This window comes from Cryobacterium sp. HLT2-28 (genome assembly GCF_004402495.1).
Taxonomy (GTDB): Bacteria; Actinomycetota; Actinomycetes; order Actinomycetales; family Microbacteriaceae; genus Cryobacterium; species Cryobacterium mannosilyticum.
Genome location: NZ_SOFH01000016.1, coordinates 137,479 through 155,527, shown reverse-complemented (window position 1 = coordinate 155,527; position 18,049 = coordinate 137,479). Strand labels below are relative to the sequence as shown.

16 protein-coding genes are annotated in these 18,049 nt (G+C 70.2%); 2 read left to right on the top strand and 14 right to left on the bottom strand.

Translation table 11 applies throughout. The features are described from left to right. Nucleotides 1–214 precede the first annotated feature (214 nt). On the bottom strand, nt 215–1,516 hold the full coding sequence (gene tyrS, locus E3O48_RS06815) for a tyrosine--tRNA ligase (RefSeq protein WP_134537810.1): 1,302 nt from the start codon (nt 1,514–1,516) through the stop codon (nt 215–217). Between the two features lie 136 nt (nt 1,517–1,652). Between tyrS and E3O48_RS06810 the strand changes: the two genes are divergently transcribed. Then, nucleotides 1,653–2,312 (top strand): sigma factor-like helix-turn-helix DNA-binding protein, encoded by a 660-nt coding sequence (locus E3O48_RS06810; protein ID WP_134510530.1) that lies wholly within the window; start codon nt 1,653–1,655, stop codon nt 2,310–2,312. Then, on the top strand, nt 2,309–2,911 hold the full coding sequence (locus tag E3O48_RS06805) for a hypothetical protein (protein ID WP_134537809.1): 603 nt from the start codon (nt 2,309–2,311) through the stop codon (nt 2,909–2,911). The genes E3O48_RS06810 and E3O48_RS06805 overlap by 4 nt, the downstream gene beginning before the upstream one ends. An 89-nt stretch (nt 2,912–3,000) precedes the next feature. Here the strand turns inward: E3O48_RS06805 and E3O48_RS06800 are convergent, their stop codons facing one another. The 13 genes from E3O48_RS06800 to E3O48_RS06735 form a co-directional block, all read right to left on the bottom strand. Beyond that, complete coding sequence (locus E3O48_RS06800) at nt 3,001–3,606, bottom strand: DNA-3-methyladenine glycosylase (protein ID WP_134537808.1); 606 nt, start codon at nt 3,604–3,606, stop codon at nt 3,001–3,003. Then, nucleotides 3,603–5,039 carry an argininosuccinate lyase gene (gene argH, locus E3O48_RS06795; protein ID WP_134537807.1) on the bottom strand — a complete coding sequence of 479 codons (1,437 nt, stop codon included), beginning with the start codon at nt 5,037–5,039 and terminating at the stop codon, nt 3,603–3,605. Before argH ends, E3O48_RS06800 begins: the two co-directional genes overlap by 4 nt. Before the next feature lie 9 nt (nt 5,040–5,048). Beyond that, entirely contained in the window at nt 5,049–6,248 is a 1,200-nt protein-coding gene (locus tag E3O48_RS06790; RefSeq protein WP_134537806.1) for an argininosuccinate synthase, read from the bottom strand. 39 nt (nt 6,249–6,287) lie between these two features. Further along, nucleotides 6,288–7,220, bottom strand: a complete 933-nt coding sequence (gene argF, locus E3O48_RS06785) for an ornithine carbamoyltransferase (protein ID WP_134537805.1) — start codon at nt 7,218–7,220, stop codon at nt 6,288–6,290. Nucleotides 7,221–7,257: 37 nt separating this feature from the next. After that, on the bottom strand, nt 7,258–8,484 hold the full coding sequence (locus E3O48_RS06780) for an acetylornithine transaminase (RefSeq protein WP_134537804.1): 1,227 nt from the start codon (nt 8,482–8,484) through the stop codon (nt 7,258–7,260). Nucleotides 8,485–8,567: 83 nt separating this feature from the next. After that, complete coding sequence (gene argB / locus E3O48_RS06770; protein ID WP_241982432.1) at nt 8,568–9,413, bottom strand: acetylglutamate kinase; 846 nt, start codon at nt 9,411–9,413, stop codon at nt 8,568–8,570. A 116-nt stretch (nt 9,414–9,529) separates the two neighbouring features. Next, entirely contained in the window at nt 9,530–10,702 is a 1,173-nt protein-coding gene (gene argJ, locus E3O48_RS06765; protein WP_134537802.1) for a bifunctional glutamate N-acetyltransferase/amino-acid acetyltransferase ArgJ, read from the bottom strand. Next, entirely contained in the window at nt 10,699–11,742 is a 1,044-nt protein-coding gene (argC, locus tag E3O48_RS06760; protein WP_134537801.1) for an N-acetyl-gamma-glutamyl-phosphate reductase, read from the bottom strand. The genes argJ and argC overlap by 4 nt, the downstream gene beginning before the upstream one ends. A 179-nt stretch (nt 11,743–11,921) precedes the next feature. Beyond that, entirely contained in the window at nt 11,922–14,456 is a 2,535-nt protein-coding gene (gene pheT / locus E3O48_RS06755) for a phenylalanine--tRNA ligase subunit beta (protein WP_134537800.1), read from the bottom strand. Continuing rightward, on the bottom strand, nt 14,456–15,496 hold the full coding sequence (pheS, locus tag E3O48_RS06750) for a phenylalanine--tRNA ligase subunit alpha (protein WP_134537799.1): 1,041 nt from the start codon (nt 15,494–15,496) through the stop codon (nt 14,456–14,458). The genes pheT and pheS overlap by 1 nt, the downstream gene beginning before the upstream one ends. Before the next feature lie 46 nt (nt 15,497–15,542). After that, nucleotides 15,543–16,406, bottom strand: coding sequence for an amino acid ABC transporter permease (locus E3O48_RS06745; RefSeq protein ID WP_134537798.1), 864 nt, complete (start codon nt 16,404–16,406; stop codon nt 15,543–15,545). Continuing rightward, nucleotides 16,403–17,050, bottom strand: coding sequence for an amino acid ABC transporter permease (locus tag E3O48_RS06740; protein ID WP_134510519.1), 648 nt, complete (start codon nt 17,048–17,050; stop codon nt 16,403–16,405). Before E3O48_RS06740 ends, E3O48_RS06745 begins: the two co-directional genes overlap by 4 nt. Before the next feature lie 105 nt (nt 17,051–17,155). Continuing rightward, nucleotides 17,156–18,046 carry a glutamate ABC transporter substrate-binding protein gene (locus E3O48_RS06735; protein ID WP_134510518.1) on the bottom strand — a complete coding sequence of 297 codons (891 nt, stop codon included), beginning with the start codon at nt 18,044–18,046 and terminating at the stop codon, nt 17,156–17,158. Between the last annotated feature and the right edge of the window lie 3 nt (nt 18,047–18,049).

The following is an 18,049-nucleotide window of genomic DNA, read 5'->3' as shown; positions in this document are numbered from 1 at the left end:
AAGCTCTGCGGCTTTCCGCACCTTTGGGGTACGTGAAGACATTACGGCCCCCCGCCCACCCCGTCAAAACCCGCCCCCGCCCGGGCGTGTCACCCCCACACCCTCACCCCCACCCCAGCATCCGTCACCCCACCCGCGAGGGCACAACGACGACGCGCCCGCATCCGCTCAGCGAGAACGGATGCGGGCGCGCGACCTGTGAACGCGGGCGGGGCTATTCGACGAAGACGCCGGCCAGGGTCTTCTTGCCGCGGCGGAGAACCGCCACTCCCCCGGGCAGGACAGCGTTCTCGATCGTCTCGGCCTCATCGGAGACCTTCACGTTGTTCAGGTAGACGCCACCCTGGCTGATCGCACGCCGGGCCTCGCTCAGGCTGCCGGTGAGGCCGGTGTCGACGAGGAGCTGAACCACGCTCGCGTGCGGGGCCGTCGTCGTGTTCGGGAGCTCGCGGAGCGCCGCCTCGAGGGTGGCCTCGTCGAGGTCGGCCAGGTCCCCCTGGCCGAACAGGGCGTGCGCGGCCTGGATCGCGCCCTCCGTCGCCGGCAGGCCGTGCACGAGCCCGGTCACCGCCACGGCGAGGGTGCGCTGGGCGAGGCGCTTGAACGGCTCGGTCGCCACCGCCGCCTCGAGCTCCTCGATTTCGGCCCTGGTCAGGAAGGTGAACACCTTGAGGCGGGAGATCACGTCGGCGTCGTCGGTGTTGAGCCAGAACTGGTAGAAGGCATACGGGCTGGTCAGGGTGGGGTCGAGCCAGACCGCGTTGCCCTCGCTCTTGCCGAACTTCGTGCCGTCGCTGTTGGTGATCAGCGGTGTGCCGATCGCGTGCACGCTCTCCCCCTCCGCCTTGCGGATGAGGTCGGTGCCGCTGGTGAGGTTGCCCCACTGGTCGCTGCCGCCGGTCTGCAGCACGCAGTCGTAGCTGCGGTAGAGCTCGAGGAAGTCCATGCCCTGGAGCACCTGGTAGCTGAATTCGGTGTAGCTGATGCCGGCGTCGGAATTGAGCCGGGCGCTCACGGCATCCTTCTTGAGCATGGTGCCCACCCGGAAGTACTTGCCGATGTCGCGCAGGAAGTCGATGGCGCTCAGCGGCGCGGTCCAGTCGAGGTTGTTCACCAGGGTGACGGCGTTCTCTCCCTCCCCACTGAGGAATCGCGAGACCTGGGCCTGGAGGTAGCCCACCCACTGGCCGACGACATCCTTCGTGTTGAGGGTGCGTTCCGCCGTCGGCCTCGGGTCGCCGATCAGGCCGGTCGACCCGCCGACCAGGCCGAGCGGGTGGTGCCCGGCAAGCTGGAGGCGCCGCATGAGCAGCAACTGCACGAGGTTGCCGAGGTGCAGGCTGGGCGCCGTGGGGTCGAAGCCGCAGTAGAAGGTGATCGGATCGCCGGCCAGCAGCTCGCGGAGTTCGGTCGGATCGGTGGAGACCTGAACCAGGCCTCGCCAGGAGATCTCCTCCCAGACGTCGTCGAAGGTGAGATCGTTGGCCTGTTGGGTGAGGATTGCGGGGTCTGACACGGGTCCAGATTACCAGCGTGCCGGTGCGGCCCGGGAGCCACGCTCCAACCTTGATCGGCCGATATTAAGTGCAGGGAATGAATTGTGTTATATTTAGCTTCCAACCTTACGTCTAGTTCGACAGGGAGGTGCGCTCGTGTTCGTGATCACCGCGGACCAGATCGACAGCCGCAATGACCGCGACCGGGCCGGCGAGATGATCGCCGGGCTCGTGGCGGAGTTCGGCGATGTCTTCACCCTGCCGCCCGACCAGACGGCCGGCGACGAGATCCAGATGCTGCTGGCGGATGCCCGCACCAGCCTCGATCTGGTCCTGGCCCTCCACCGGTCGGGGCACTGGAGCATCGGCCTCGGCGTCGGCACGGTGCGCACTCCCCTGCCCGACTCCGCCCGCCAGGCATCCGGGGAGGCGTTCGTCGGCGCCCGCGACGCGGTCACCCGGGCGAAGAAGGCGGACACCCGGTTCGGGCTCACGGCCGAGCCGGTCGGCCCGGCCGGCCCGGCCGGAGCGCGACAGCACCGCCCCGTGCTCGACGGCGAGCAGGTCGAGGCCCTGATCGCGACGTTTCTGCTCCTGCGCCAGCGCCGCACGAGCGAGGGCTGGGCCGCGGTCGACCTGCGCGAGACCGGGCTGACCCAGGTGGAAATCGCCGCCCGCCTGGGCATTTCGACGGCGGCCGTCAGCCAGCGGCTTCGGAGCGCGCTCTGGAAGGTCGACCGGTCCGCGCGCCCGGCACTCGTTAGGCTGCTGGAGGACCTCGACAACGCGACGACAGGAACAGGACCTTCCACATGAATTTCCAGGCTTTCCAGATTCTGGCCTACCTGTACTGGCTCCTGCTCCTGCTGGTCACTGGCGGCTCGCTCGCCCTCGCCGTGCTCGCGTTCAAGCAGCAGAGGCAGCAATACGCCATCGCGTCGGCCGGGGGGCTCGCCGCGGCCCTGGTGATCGCCGCGGTGCCGGCCCCGGAGGGTTCCGGGTCGTTCGGCATCGTGCTGGCCATGGTGGCCCTGGCCCTCGCCGTGGTGGGCGGCGGCCCGATGGCGGTGCTCGCCCTCCGGCTGGCCACGAACAATTCCGTGCCGCCCGGCGCGCACGGCGGCATCCTCGTCGGCGACGGCGACGGCGCAGCGCCGGGCCAGGCGGATGCCGGAGGCACGCACGAGGTGCTGCGCGGCGGCCTGATGATCGGAATCCTCGAGCGACTGGCCGTGGCCGGTGCGATCCTGGCCGGCTTCCCCGAGGCGATCGCCGTGGTCGTGGCGATCAAGGGCGTCGGGCGCTTCACCGAACTGGCCGCGGCCGAGGCCAGGGAGCGGTTCATCATCGGAACCTTCGCCAGCCTGATCTGGGCCTGCGCATGCGCCGCCCTGGTCAGGCTCGCCACCGCGTAGGCAGTTCCTTCGTCGCGGCACAGGTTGCGGAACCGGGCGCACGGCAGATCGTGCGCCGGGTGCGCAAACGTGAGCCGCGAGGTGAGCGATCAGCCCGTCGCGGGAGCGAGTTTCGGATGCCGCCGGTACGGCGACACCGACGGATCGTCCGGGAGCCAGAACCGCCACGGATACTCGGCTCCCCCGCCGGCGCCGCTGACCCCGGTGCGCGGCCCGGCCAGGAACACGGCCGGGCGTGCCGGCAGGGTGAGGTCGAACGGGTCCAGGGCGAGGTCGGCGCCGTTCTCGGCCAGGCTGATGCCGAGCGCGAGCGTGAGCCTCGCGGGCCCACGGGCGAGATCCCGGTCCGACTTCGCGGTGCTGCGGCGCAGCCGGGCCTCGGCCGCGCCCGCGACGATCTCCCCGCCCCGCAGGAGCACCGCGGAGGCCTCGCCCTCCGGCGAGCAGACGACGTTCGCGCAGACGTGCATGCCGTAGCTGAAGTAGGCGTACAGGTGTCCGGCCGGACCGAACATCGCCGCGTTGCGCGGGGTGCGGCCGCGGAACGCGTGCGAGCCGGGATCCGTGCCGTCGCCGAGGTAGGCCTCCACCTCGGTGATGCGGAGCGACACCCCGGCCCGGCTGATCACGGCGCCGAGCAGGAGCGGCGCCACCAGGAGGGCGGGCCGCTCCAGCAGGCGACGGTCGAAGGTCACATCCGGAGGTTCAGGGCGAGCGCGCGCACCCGCGCCACCAGCACGGCACGCTGCTCGGCGACCCGCACGGGCGCGGTGCCGGCCTGCCCGTCACGACGGTCGACCGAGCCCTGGATGCTCAGCACCTCGCGCACGTCGGGCGTGAGGTGCGCGGAGATCGTCTGCAGGGACGCGTCGTCGACCTCGTGCAGGTCGAGGTCGTGCTGTTCGGCGAACTTGACCAGCGAACCGGTGATCTCGTGCGCATCCCGGAAGCTGACGTGCCGCTTGACCAGCCACTCGGCGACATCCGTGGCCAGGGAGAACCCGGCCGGGGCCAGCTCGGCCATCCGCTCGGTGTGGAAGGTGAGCGTGGCGATCATTCCGCTGAACGCGGGCAGGAGCACCTCGAGCGTCTCGATCGAGTCGAAGACGGGCTCCTTGTCTTCCTGCAGGTCGCGGTTGTAGGCCAGCGGGAGACCCTTGAGCGTGGTGAGCAGGCCGGTCAGGTTGCCGATCATCCGGCCCGACTTGCCCCGGGCGAGTTCGGCGATGTCGGGGTTCTTCTTCTGCGGCATGATCGACGACCCGGTCGAGTAGCCGTCGTCGAGGGTGACGAACCCGAACTCGCGCGTGTTCCAGAGGATGATCTCCTCGGCCAGGCGGGACAGGTCGATGCCGATCTGCGCGGTGATGAACGCGAATTCGGCGACGAGGTCGCGGCTGGCGGTGCCGTCGATCGAGTTCTCCACCACGGCGCTGAAGCCCAGGTCGGTGGCCACGAGCCGGGCGTCGAGGCCCAGGGTGTTGCCGGCCAGGGCGCCGGAACCGTAGGGCGAGAAATCGGCCCGCTTGTTCCAGTCGGTGAAGCGTTCGAGGTCGCGCACGAGCGGCCAGCAGTGCGCGAACAGGTGGTGCGCGAGGAGCACCGGCTGGGCGTGCTGCAGATGGGTGCGGCCGGGCATGATCGCGTGCTCGTTCGCCTCGGCCTGCGACGCGAGCGCGTCGATCAGGTCGATCACGTGGGCGGAGATGGTGACCGCCTTGTCCCGCAGCAGCATCCGCACGAGGGTCGCCACCTGGTCGTTGCGGCTGCGCCCGGCGCGCAGCTTGCCGCCGAGTTCGACGCCGACGATGTCGATCAGGCCGCGCTCCAGCGAGGAGTGGACGTCCTCGTCGGTCTCGGCCGGCTGGAACCGGCCGGAGGCGACGGCATCCGCCAGCTCGTCGAGGCCGGCGACCATGGCGGTGAGCTCATCGCCGGTGAGGTAGCCGGCCGCGGCGAGGGCGCGCGCGTGCGCCCGGGAACCGCGGATGTCATACGGGGCCAGCGGCCAGTCGAACTGGGTCGACTTGCTCAGCTTCGCCAGTTCGGGCGACGGGCCGCCGGCGAAACGGCCGCCCCAGAGGGCGCCCGCCTTGCCCGCGCGATTCGGGTTCTCGTCGGCAGCCACGCGTTGCTCCTACTTGCCGGCGAGGTCGCGGCGGGCGGAGATCTTGCTCGGCAGCGACCACAGCTCGATGAAGCCCTTGGCCATCGACTGGTCGAAGGTGTCGCCGGTGTCGTAGGTGGCGAGGTTGAAGTCGTAGAGGCTCTCGCCGGACTTGCGCCCGGTGACGACGGCGGTGCCGGCGTGCAGCTTCAGGCGGATGTCGCCGGTGACGTGCTTCTGCGTCTCGTCGATGAAGACGTCGAGGGCGCGCTTGAGGCCGGAGAACCACAGGCCGTCGTAGACGAGCTCGGCCCACTTGGACTCGACGCCGCGCTTGTACCGGGCCAGGTCGCGCTCGACGGTCATGTTCTCGAGCTCTTCGTGCGCGGCGATCAGGGCGATGCCGGCGGGGGCCTCGTAGACCTCGCGGCTCTTGATGCCGACGAGGCGGTCCTCGACGATGTCGATGCGGCCGACGCCCTGGTTGCCGGCGAGCAGGTTCATCATTTCGATGGCCTGCAGCGGCGTGACGGCGACGCCGTCGATGGCGACGGGGACACCCTGGTCGAAGGAGACGACCACCTCGGTGGGCTCGCGCGCAATCGACGGGTCCTGCGTGTAGGTGTAGAGGTCTTCGATCGGCGCGTTCCACGGGTCTTCGAGGAAGCCGGTCTCCACGGCGCGGCCGTAGACGTTCTGGTCGATCGAGTACGGGCTCTTCTTCGACTGCGCGATCGGCAGGTTGTGCAGCGCCGCGTACTCGATGGCCTTGTCGCGGGTGAGCGCGAAGTCGCGGACCGGGGCGAGCGAGGTGAGCTCGGGGGCGAGGGCGGCGACGGCGGCTTCGAAGCGCACCTGGTCGTTGCCCTTGCCGGTGCAGCCGTGCGCGACACTGTCGGCGCCGAGCGCTTTGGCGGTGGAGGCGAGGTACTTGGCGATCAGCGGGCGGCTGAGCGCGGAGACGAGCGGGTAGCGCTTCTGGTAGAGGGCGTTGGCCTTGAGGGCCGGAACGACGTAGTCGCTGGCGAATTCTTCCTTCGCGTCGACGACGATGGCTTCGACGGCGCCGCAGTCCAGGGCGCGCTGGCGGATGAGGTCCATGTCCTCGCCGCTCTGTCCGACGTCGATGGCGAGGGCCACGACCTCCTTGCCGGTCGCATCCTTCAGCCAGCCGATGCCAACCGAGGTGTCAAGTCCACCGGAGTATGCGAGCACAACACGTTCAGCCATGGTTCTCCCTAAAGATTGTTCAGTTCAAGTTTAACGGTGTCAGTGCGCGTCGTTCTGGCGGAGGAGCCAGACGAGGAGTGCCTTCTGGGCGTGGAGGCGGTTCTCCGCCTCGTCCCAGATGATGCTCTGCGGGCCGTCGATGACGTCGGCGGTCACTTCGAAGCCGCGGTCGGCCGGCAGGCAGTGCAGGAAATGCGCGTCCGGCCGCGCGAGGGCGAGCAGGTCGGCGTCGACGCGGTAGGCGCCGAGTGTGGCGAGGCGGTCGGCCTTCTCCTCTTCCCTGCCCATCGACACCCAGGTGTCGGTGACGACCACGTCCACACCGGCCACGGCTTCGGCCGGGTCGGTGAAGAGCGTGACGGAGCCGCCGGTGCGCGCGGCGATCGCCGCGGCATCCTTCACCACCTGCGCGTGGGGCGTGTAGCCGGCCGGCGAGGCGATGCGCACGTGCATGCCGGCGGTGGCGCCGGCGAGGAGGTAGGACTGGGCCATGTTGCAGGCGCCGTCGCCGAGGAAGGCGAGGGTCTGGCCGGCGAGGTCGCCGCGGTGCTCGCGGATGGTGAGCAGGTCGGCGAGCAACTGGCAGGGGTGGAAGTCGTCGGAGAGCGCGTTGACGACGGGGACCGTGGTGCCGAGGGCCATCTCCTCGAGTCCGGCCTGGCCGTAGGTGCGCCAGACGATCGCGGCAACCTGCCGTTCGAGCACCCTGGCCGTGTCGGACGCCGTCTCCTTGCCGCCGAGCTGGCTGCTCGCGGTGGTGATGATGAGCGGGCTGCCGCCGAGGTCGGCGATGCCGACCGCGAAGGACACCCGGGTGCGGGTCGAGGACTTGTCGAAGATGACGGCGACGGTCTGGGGACCGGCGAGCGGCTTGGCCGCGAATCGATCTCGCTTGAGCACCAGTGCCAGGTCGAGGATCTCGGCCTGTTCGGCCGGTGAGAGGTCGTCGTCGCGCAGGAAATGGCGGGTCACTGAGGTCACTTTCGGTGGGTTGCGGGATTGAACAACTCTAGAGGCTGGCCAGAGCGAGGCCGAAACGGTGCTCGAAATCGGCCAGTTCGGCGTCGCCGACGATGAGCGGCGGGGCCAGCCGGATGGTCGATTCGTTGGCGGCGTTCACGATCAGGCCCTCGGCCAGGGCCGCCGCCGCGAGCGGAAGCGCGACCGGGTCGGCCAGGCCGATGCCGAGCAGCAGGCCGCGGCCGCGCACCTCGGAGATGTGCGGCGACGTGAAGCGGGCGATGATCTCGCGCAGCTGCTCGCCGCGCCGTGCGGCGTTGGCGACGAGGCCGTCGCGTTCGATCACGCCGAGCACGGCGTTGGACGTTGCGGTGACGAGCGGGTTGCCGCCGTAGGTCGAGCCGTGCTGGCCGCGGCTGAACAGCTCCGAGGTGGCGCCGTAGGTGACCAGGGCGCCGATCGGCAGGCCGCCGCCGATCCCCTTGGCGATGGTGATGGCATCCGGGGTGATTCCGTCGTGCTGGAACGCGAACCAGGCGCCGGTGCGGCCCGCGCCGGTCTGCACCTCGTCGATGATGAGGAGCACGCCGTGCCGGGTGCAGAGTTCGCGGGCGCGGCGGAGGAAGCCGGCCGGCAGGTCGATCACACCGGCCTCGCCCTTGACCGGTTCGAGGAACAGGGCGGCGACAGTGCCGTCGATGGCCTCCTCGAGCGCCTTGATGGTGGTGTGGATGTGCTCGACCCCGCCGGGCACGGGCAGGAAGGCCTTGCGCATGGCGGGTTTGCCCGACAGGGCGAGCGCGCCCATGGTGCGGCCGTGGAACGATTCGTGCAGCGACAGGATGCGGGAGCGCTTGCCGCCGCCCGTGTTGAGCCGGGCCAGCTTGAACGCGGCCTCGTTGGCTTCGGCGCCGGAATTGCAGAAGTAGACCCGGCCGGCCTCCCCTGCCCCGGTGATGCGCTTGAGCCGCTCGGCCAGTTCGAGCTGCGGCGGCGAGGAGAAGTAGTTGGAGACGTGGGCGACGCGGCCCACCTGCTCGGTGACCGCGGCGACGAGGTCGGGATGCGCGTGGCCGAGCGAGTTCACGGCAATGCCGGCGAGGAAGTCGAGGTACTTCTTCCCCTTCTCGTCCCAGACGTAGCAGCCCTCCCCGCGCACGAGCATCGCCAGCGGGGTGGCGAGGGTGCGCATCATGGCGGCGCCGAAGCGTTCCTGCCAGTGCTCGGTGCCCGGGGTCTGCCCGGTCGGGGTCGGGGTCTGCTGGTCGGGGGTCATGCCTGGAATCGTCGTCCCTGGGTTGGTGGTGCCTGGGTTGGTGGTGCCTGGGTTGGTGGTGCCGGGGTTGGTGCCTGGACCGGTCATGCGGGGACCACTTCGGTTCCGATGCCGCTGCCGGTGAAGACCTCGAGCAGGATCGAGTGCGGCACTCGTCCGTCGATGATCGCGGCCTTGGCGACGCCGCCGTCGACCGCGTCGAGGCAGGCGGTCATCTTGGGGATCATGCCCGATTCGAGGTCGGGCAGGAGCCGGCGCAGGGAGTCGGCGTCGATCACGGAGACCAGCGAGTCCTGGTTGGGCCAGTCGCTGTACAGTCCGGCGACATCGGTGAGGATCACGAGCTTCGCCGCGTTCAGGGCGATGGCCAGGGCCGCCGCGGCGGCGTCGGCGTTGATGTTCAGGGACTGGCCCGGGACATCCGTGTCGGGGGCGATCGAGGAGACGACCGGGATGCGGCCGGCGGCGAGCTGGGCTAGCACCGCCTCGGGGTCGACGCCGATCACGTCGCCGACGAGGCCGAGGTCGACCTCTTCGCCGTCGATCACGGTGCCGCGACGACGGCCCTGGAAGAGCCCGGCGTCCTCGCCGGACAGCCCGGCCGACAGCGGGCCGTGTTCGTTGATGCGGCTGACCAGCTCGCGGTTGATCTGCCCGGTGAGCACCATCCGCACGACGTCCATCGCCTCGGGAGTGGTCACCCGGTAGCCGCCGCGGAACTCGCTCTCGATGCCGAGGCGGTCGAGCATGGCGGAGATCTGCGGGCCGCCGCCGTGCACGACGACGGGGCGGATGCCGGCATAGCGCAGGTAGACCATGTCCTCGGCGAAGGCCCGCTGCAGTTCCTCGCTGACCATGGCGTTGCCGCCGAATTTGACGACGATGACCTGGTCGTGGAACCGCTTGAGCCACGGCAGCGATTCGATCAGGGTCGCGGCCTTGACGGTCGCCTCGGCCCGGCTGTTGGACTCGCGGTCGGGGGCGCCGCCCGCGTCACGGCCCGCAGGGGCTTCGGGGGCGTCGTCGGGGGCCGGGATCGTCGGGATCAACTCGAGTACGCGCTGTTCTCTTCGACGTAGGCGTGGGTGAGGTCGTTGGTCCAGATGGTGGCCGTCGCGGCGCCCGCGTGCAGGTCGATCAGCACCGTGACCGCCCGCGGGCTGAGGTCGACCAGCTCGCGCGGCTGGTCGGGTTCCCCCGCCGTGCACACCTGCACGCCGTTGATCGCGACGTCGATCCCATAGGGGTCGAAGACCGCCTGGGTGGTGCCGACCGCGGCGAGTACCCGGCCCCAGTTCGGGTCGTTGCCGAAGATGGCCGTCTTGAACAGATTGCTGCGGGACACGGCACGGGCAACGGTGACCGCGTCGGCCTCCGAGTCGGCGCCCTGCACCACGATCGCGACGTCGTGGGCCGAGCCCTCGGCGTCGGCCTGCAGTTGCAGGGTGAGGTCCTGGCAGACGGCGGTGAGCGCGGCCGCGAACTCGGCCGGGTCGGCGGCGACCCCGCTCGCGCCGGAGCCGAGGAGGGTGACGGTGTCGTTCGTCGACATGCATCCGTCGGAGTCGAGCCGGTCGAAGGTGACCCGGGTGGCCTGTCGGAGGGCCGTGTCGAGCTGGCCGGAGTCGAGGACGGCGTCGGTGGTGATCACGACGAGCATGGTGGCCAGGCCGGGCGCGAGCATCCCGGCGCCCTTGGCCATGCCGCCGATGGTCCAGCCGGCCGGCGAGGTGTGCGCGGACTGCTTGGGGGTCGTGTCCGTGGTCATGATCGCCGTTGCGGCGGCGAGGCCGGCGTCGGCGGATGCCGCGCTGCCGGCGTGCAGGGCGAGCGAGGCATCCCAGACCCCGGCGGTGATCTTGCCCAGGTCGAGCTGCTCGCCGATCAGGCCGGTGGAGCAGACGAGCACCTCGCCGGCGGAGATCTCGAGGCGGCCGGCCACGGCCTCGGCGGTGGCGTGGGTGGTCTGGAAGCCGATGCTGCCGGTGTAGCAGTTGGCGCCGCCGGAGTTCAGCACGATGGCGCGGACCACCCCGCCGCGCATCACCTGCTCGCTCCAGATGACGGGGTTCGCCTTGCAGCGGTTGGTGGTGAAGACGGTGGCGGCACTGGTGAGCGGGCCGAGGTTCCGCACGACGGCGAGGTCGAGGCCGCCGGACTTCTTCAGGCCTGCGGTGACTCCGGCTGCGGTGAATCCGGCGGGGGCGGTGACGCTCACGGGGCAACTCCATTCGTGCTCAGGCCGAGGGTCTCCGGGAGGCCCAGGGCGATGTTGGCGGACTGGATGGCGGCGCCGGCGGTTCCCTTGGCGAGGTTGTCGACGGCGGTGACGGTGACGACCCGGCCGACGGCCCGGTCGATGGCGAGGCCGATCAGCGCCGTGTTCGCGCCGAGGACGTCGCTGGTGCGGGGGAACCGGCCCGCCGGCAGCACGTGCACGAACGGCTCGTCGGCGTAGGCGCTCTCCCAGGCGGCGCGCACGGCGGCGTCGGTGGTGCCCGGCACCAGCCTGGCCGTCGCGGTGCAGAGGATGCCCCGGGACATCGGCACGATCACCGGGGTGAAGGAGATGGTGGGGTTCGCGGCCCCGGCCCAGGCCAGGCTCTGCTGGATCTCCGGGATGTGCCGGTGCACCCCGCCGACGGCGTAGGGGTTCGCCGAACCGAGGATCTCCGCGGCGAGGTTGGGCAGGGTGAGGCTCTTGCCGGCGCCGGACGGGCCGACCGCGAGCACCGCGACGAGGTCTTCCGGTTCGATCACGCCGGAACGGATGCCCGGAGCGAGCGCCAGGGCGACCGTGCTGGCGTTGCAGCCCGGCGCGGCGATCCGGCGCGCGCCGACCAGTCGGCTGCGCTGCTTGCCGCCGGCGACCGGCAGTTCGGGCACGCCGTAGGCCCAGGCCCCGTAATAGTCGCCGCCGTAGAACGCAGCCCAGGCGGCCTCGCTCTCCAGGCGGTGGTCGGCGCCGCAGTCGACGACGAGAGTCTCGGGCGGCAGCGCGGCCGTCAGGGCGCCGGATGCCCCGTGCGGCAGGGCCAGGAAGACCACGTCGTGCCCGGCGAGGGTTTCCGCCGTCGTGTCGACGAGGGTGAGCCCGGAGAGGGACCGCAGATGCGGCTGGGCGTCGATCAGCCGCTGCCCGGCGTTGCTGTGCGCGGTGACCGTGCGCACCTCGAATTCGGGATGGGCGGCCAGCAGCCGCAGCAACTCGCCGCCCGCGTAGCCGCTCGCACCCGCAACCGCCACCGTAAAAGCCATGCCTCAAACTTAGCGCGCCGCCCCGCAGTGGCGAGAATCGGCGTCAACGCAGTTTTCTTGCGTCGCGGGCGGATTCGCGGGGCGGTCGGGACAGGTGTGTTCGCCGAGTTCTACCGTTTCGGTCGAGACCGACCGGTGTGCGGGGCGGTCTCGACCGAAAAGGTCGATCTGGGCGGAGGCTACTCGCGGAGGGTCGCTCCGAAGCGGGCGGCCGCGACGGCCACCCCCGCCAGCTTGGCGTCGCTGGCCTCGGCCGCGGTCAGGGTGCGGTCGGCGGCCCGGAACCGCAGGGCGAACGTCAGCGACTTGCGGCCGGACGGGATGCCCGCCCCGCGGTAGTCGTCGACGAGCTCGGCGTGGTCGAGCAGCGACCCGGAGCCGGCGATCACGGCCTCGAGCACCTCCCCGGCCGGGACGACGACGTCGACCACGAGGGACAGGTCCTGCGTGGCGGCAGGCATGGTGCGGATCGGGGTGGCCTGGAGTTCGGCGCCGGCGCGGGCGAAGACCACGCTGAGATCGATTTCGGCGACCGCGACGACCGCGGGCAGGTCGAAACCGCGGGCGATGGCCGGGAGCAGCTCGCCGGCGAATCCGACCGAGGCGGCGCCGGCATCCGTCGTCACGAACAGTTCGGCCGTGCGCCCGGGGTGCATCGCCTGGTGCGAGCCCTGGCGCACCTGGATGGCCACCCCGGTGGCCAGGGCGACCTGCTGCACGGCGGCGAGAGCGTCCTGCCAGCCGGCGGCCACTGCCGGGCGGCCCGGCTGCTGCCGGACGGCGTTGCCGGTGAGCACGACGCCGACGGAGAACGGCTGCGGCGGGATGCCCGCGTTCAGCTCGGCCTCGAGGTGCGCACTGGGGCGTACGGCGCCGGGCGGCACGACCGCGCTGCCGTAGACCGCGCCGGCCAGTGGCCGGAAGACCTGGCCCTGCTCGAAGATGGCCAGGTCGGTCAGGCCGCGGGACCGGTTGCGGTGCGCGATCTGGAGCAGCCCGGGCAGGATCGAGGTGCGCAGGAACGGCGCCTCACCGTCGAGCGGGTTCGCGACCCGCATCTGCGGCACGACCGGGCCGGCCGGGGCGCCGAACAGGTTGTTGGCCTTCTCGGCGACGAACGGGTAGGCGAGCACCTCGGTGTGGCCGGCGGCGGCGAGGGTCTGCGCGACCTGACGGCGCAGCACCTGGCTGCGGGTGAGGCCGCGCCCGGGCGGGGCGACGGGAAGCACCGAGGGGATCCGGTCGTAGCCGACGATGCGGGCGACCTCCTCGGCCAGGGTCCACTTGTCGGTCAGGTCGGGGCGCCAGCTGGGCGCGGTGACGGACAGCCCGCCCTCGGTCTCCTGGAGCGACGCGCCGATCTCGGCCAACGAGGTGCGCACCTCCTCGCCGGTGTACTCGAGCCCGATCAGGCCGGAGATGAACCCGGTGGGCAGGAAGATCGGTTCGGTGGCGGGGGTGGCGTCGTGCAGCGAGCCGAGGTCGTCGGCCACTCCCCCGGCGAGTTCGACCAGCAGCTGCACGACGCGGGCCGCAGCGACGGCGGCGACGGCAGGGTCGACCCCGCGCTCGAACCGGCGGGATGCCTCACTGGGCAGCTTGTGCCGGCGGGCGGTGCGCGCGATCGAGACCGGGTCGAAGTTCGCGGCCTCGACCAGCACATTGGTGGTGGCCGCCCCGATCTCAGTGGTCTGCCCGCCCATCACGCCGGCCAGGCCTATCGGCCCGGATCCGTCGGTGATCAGGAGGTCTTCCGGGCTGAGGGTGCGGGTCACGTCGTCGAGGGTGGTGAGCTTCTCGCCGGTGGCAGCGCGGCGCACGGTGAGGCCGCCGGCCAGCGCGTCGAGGTCGTAGGCGTGGATCGGCTGGCCGAGCTCGATCATCACATAGTTGGTCACGTCGACGATCAGGGAGATCGAACGGATGCCGGCCAGCTTGAGCCGGGCGATCAGCCAGGCCGGAGACGGCCGGGTCGGGTCGACGCCGCGCACGGCCCGGGTGACGAAGACGCTCGCGCCGATCCGGCTGCGGATCGGTGCCTGGTCGTCGATGGTGACGACGAACTCGACCGAGGACGGCGCGGGGGTCACGGCGAGGGCCGGGTCGCGGAAGGTCGCCCCGGTGGCGTGCGCGTATTCGCGGGCGACGCCGCGGATCGAGAACGCATAACCGCGGTCGGGGGTGACGTTGATCTCCACGGCGCTGTCGTCGAGGCCGAGGAGGGCGATCGCATCCGTTCCGACGGGGGCGTCGAGGCCGAGGGCGGCCAGGCGCAGGATGCCGTCGTGCTCGTCGCCGAGGCCGAGCTCGCGGGCCGAGGCGATCATGCCGTCGGAGACGTGGCCGTAGGTCTTGCGGGGTGCGATCGGGAACGGGCCGGGCAGCACGGCGCCGGGCAGGGTGACGACGACCTTGTCGCCGACGGCGAAGTTGTGGGCGCCGCAGACGATGCCGTGCACGGCGGGGCCGCCGTCGGCGGCAACCTCGTCGCCGGGCGCGACCCGCACCTGGCACCAGTTGATGGTCTTGCCGTTGGTCTGGGCCTCCGGTTCGATCGACAGCACCTCGCCGACGACGATCGGGCCGGTCAGGTCGAAGCGGTGGATCTCTTCTTCCTCGAGGCCGACGCTCACCAGCGCGGCGTGCACGTCCTCGGGGGTGGTGCCGGGTTCGAGGTCGACGAATTCGCCGAGCCAGCTCAGGGGAACGCGCATCAGACGGTCATCCCGTACTGCTGGCTGAACCGGACGTCGCCTTCGACCATGTCGTGCATATCCTTCACATCGTTTCTGAACATCAGGGCCCGTTCGACGCCGACTCCGAATGCGAAACCGGAGTACACCTCGGGGTCGATCCCGGCCGAGCGGAGCACATTGGCGTTGACCATGCCGCAGCCGCCCCATTCGATCCAGCGGGCGCCCTCCTTGAAGGTCGGGTGCCAGAGGTCGAGTTCGGCGCTCGGCTCGGTGAACGGGAAGTAGTTGGGGCGCAGCCGCACCTTCGCCTCCGGGCCGAACATGGCCTTGACGAAGTGGTCGAGGGTGCCGCGCAGGTGCGCCATGGTCAGGCCCTTGTCGACGGCGATGCCCTCGATCTGGTGGAACACGGGCGTGTGGGTGGCGTCGAGCTCGTCGGTGCGGAAGACCCGGCCGGGCGAGACGACGTAGACGGGCAGCTCGCGGGAGAGCAGGGCGCGCATCTGCACCGGGGAGGTGTGGGTGCGCAGCACGAGGTGGGCCTCGGGCGGGTCGACGAAGAAGGTGTCCTGCATGGCGCGGGCAGGGTGGTCCTCGTCGAAGTTGAGGGCGTCGAAGTTGAACCACTCGCTTTCGAGTTCCGGTCCTTCGGCGACCTCCCAGCCCATGCCGACGAACACGTCGGCCACGCGCTCCTGCAGCAGGGAGAGCGGATGCCGCGCCCCCGGCCGCCAGGCGGATGCCGCCGCGGTCACGTCGACGGTCTCGGCCGCGAGCTGGGCCCGCGCCTCCGCCTCGCCGATCTCGGCCTCGCGGGCGGCCAGGGCCTGGCTGACGCGGCCCCTGGCCTGGCCGACGAGCTTGCCGGCGGCGGCCTTCCGGTCGTTCGGGACCGTGCGCATGAGCGCGTTCAGGCGGGCCAGCGGGGAGGCGTCCCCCGCGTGCTCTGTGCGCACCACCCGCAGGGCGGCGGAGTCGGCGGCGGTGGAAATGGCGGTGAGCGCTGCGGTGACGGCCGCGCTCACGACCTCTTCGGAGATTTCGGTGGGATCAGACACAAGGCACAAGTTTAGTCCGTGGCGATTGTCCGGCCTTCGCCGCCGGCTAGATCTTGCTCGCCGCCAGTTCGGTCTCCGCCACATTCGCGGGCCGCGCCCCCCTGCGACTGCGCCGGCTGCGCACCTCGACCCACTTGGCCACGCCCGAGAGGGCGAGGCAGAGGAGCACGTAGATGGTGCCGAACACGATGGTTGCCGGGATGATCGGCGACCCGTAGGTGAACTGCGCGCCGTAGAACTTCGCCAGGTAGAGCAGTTCGTGGAAGGTGACGATGAAGCCCAGTGCGGTGTCCTTGAGCACGACAACCAGCTGGGAGATGATCACGGGCATCATTGCCCGGATTGCCTGGGGAAAGAGGATCAGCGACATGACGGCGCTCTTGCGCAGCCCGATCGCGTAGGCGGCCTCCCGCTGGCCGGTGGGCAGGGATTCGATTCCCGCCCGGAACACCTCCGCGAGAACGGACCCGTTGTAGAGGGTCAGTCCGGTCACGACCGCCACGAACGGGGTGACGAAGGTCACTCCGAGCGGCGGCAGGCCGTAGTACATGATCATCATCAGGATGAGCACGGGCACCGCGCGGAACAGTTCGATGAAGACCGTGCACGGCACACGCAGCCAGGCGTGGTCGGAGAGCCGGCCGATCGAGAGCACCAGCCCCAGGAGCAGGCTGGCCACCGCGGCCACCGCGAACGCGCTCAGGGTGGCGAGAATCGCCAGGCCGATGTTCTGTTGCACGAGCGGGAAGGTGAAGACCCTCCATTTCGCGGCCGAGAACTGCCCGGTGTCCGCCAGCCGGTAGACGACGAAGGTGATCCCGGCCGCGACCAGGGCGATCGTGATCGCACCGAGGATGCGGTTGCGCAGGATCGCGCGGGGACCCGGGACGTCGTAGAGCACATTCGTCATCGGAGGACCTTCCATCGGCGCTCGAGGTATCGCTGCAGCACGGAGAGGACTCCCACCAGGATGACGAAGAAGAGCGCCACCCAGAGGAGGACGACGATGGCGGGCTCGCCCCGTTCGGAGAGATTGGCCCGGATCGCACCTGCTTCTGCGACGGAGAACCCTGCGGCGACGGTGGTGTTCTTGAGCAGGGCGATGAAGACGCTCATCATCGGCGGGATCACGGCCCGGAAGGCCTGCGGCATGATCACGAGGGTCATCGTCTGAGCGAAGGGCAGGCCGATCGCCCGTGCTGCCTCGGCCTGGCCGGTGGGCACCGTGTTGAAACCGGAGCGCAGCACCTCGGCAACGTACGTGGCGGTGTAGATGCTCAGCGCGATGATGGCGAGGGTCGTGTACGGCAGCTGCACGAGGTGCAGCTTCGGATAGCCGAACGCGAAGAAGAACATCAGCAGTGTCAGCGGCGTGTTGCGGACGAGGTTGACGTACAAGGTTCCGAACGCGCGCATGACCGGCACGGGCGACACCCGCATGGCGCCGACGACGATGCCGATGCCGAGGGCGAATACCGCCGAGACCGCGAAAAGGAGGAGGGTGTTCTGGAATCCGAGCGCGAAGAGGTCGAGATTGTTGAACAGAGTGTCCATGACCTGGTCTTCCCTTCTCCTGCGAGTGCGAGTGGTGGTCGCCCCGGGTGACCCGGGGCAGTCGGCCGGCGCCGCCCGGATCGGGCGGCGCCGGCGAGCTGGTGGTTAGTACGCTTCGACCTTGGGCTGCTCGACTTTGGTGCCCGACTTGCCGAGTGTGTCGTCGTAGATCGCGGCCCAGGTGTCCCCACCCTTGGTGAACATGTCATTGGTGAACGCCCGCAGTGCGTCGTCGCCCTTCGGCATGCCCACGCCGTACTTCTCGACCGTGAAGGGCTCGCCGACGACCTTGAGGTTGTCGGGATCCTGCGCGGCATAGCCGATCAGGATCGCGGCATCCGTCGTGACGGCGTCGACCGAACCGTCCTTGAGCGCTTCGACACACTGCGAATAGGTGTCGAATTCGGTGGTTTTCGTGTCGGGGAAGTTCGCCTTGATGTTCTGGATCGGCGTTGAGCCCGTCGCCGAGCACACCGTCGTCCCCGCGAGGTCCTTCTCGCTCTTGATCGTCTTGTTGTCAGCGGCGACCAGCAGGCCCTGCCCGGTGACGAAGTAGGGGCCCGCGAAGTCGACCTGTGCCTTGCGCTTGTCGTTGATCGAGTAGGTGCCGACGTAGAAGTCGACGTCACCGTTGACGATCGCGGACTCGCGGTTGGCGCTCGGGATTGCTTCGAACGTGATCTTGTCCGCGGAGAATCCGAGGGACGCGGCGATCCACTTCGCGATTTCAATGTCGAAGCCGCTGCGTTCGCCGGTGGCGGCGTCCAGGTAGCCGAGGCCGGGCTGGTCTTCCTTCACCCCGATCTTCACCGTGCCACGCTTCGTCATGGCGTCGAAGGTGGGGCTGCCGGTGAGGGACACGTCGGTGGCAACCGTGAACGGGGACTTGCTTGCGGAATCGGAGGCGCCGCCGCCCGCGGGGTTGGGCCCGGAACAGCCGGTGAGCGCGAGAGCGGATGCTGCGATCACGGCGAGGAGAGTCATTCTCTTGCGCATGTG

Excerpts from the sequence above, each read along its gene's own strand:
- E3O48_RS06740 (WP_134510519.1), bottom strand. The coding sequence starts at position 17,050 with ATGGACACTCTGTTCAACAATCTCGACCTCTTCGCGCTCGGATTCCAG.
- E3O48_RS06780 (WP_134537804.1), bottom strand. The coding sequence starts at position 8,484 with ATGACCCCCGACCAGCAGACCCCGACCCCGACCGGGCAGACCCCGGGC.
- E3O48_RS06805 (WP_134537809.1), top strand. The coding sequence starts at position 2,309 with ATGAATTTCCAGGCTTTCCAGATTCTGGCCTACCTGTACTGGCTCCTG.
- argC (WP_134537801.1), bottom strand. The coding sequence starts at position 11,742 with ATGGCTTTTACGGTGGCGGTTGCGGGTGCGAGCGGCTACGCGGGCGGC.
- E3O48_RS06735 (WP_134510518.1), bottom strand. The coding sequence starts at position 18,046 with ATGCGCAAGAGAATGACTCTCCTCGCCGTGATCGCAGCATCCGCTCTC.
- pheT (WP_134537800.1), bottom strand. The coding sequence starts at position 14,456 with ATGCGCGTTCCCCTGAGCTGGCTCGGCGAATTCGTCGACCTCGAACCC.
- E3O48_RS06745 (WP_134537798.1), bottom strand. The coding sequence starts at position 16,406 with ATGACGAATGTGCTCTACGACGTCCCGGGTCCCCGCGCGATCCTGCGC.
- E3O48_RS06790 (WP_134537806.1), bottom strand. The coding sequence starts at position 6,248 with ATGGCTGAACGTGTTGTGCTCGCATACTCCGGTGGACTTGACACCTCG.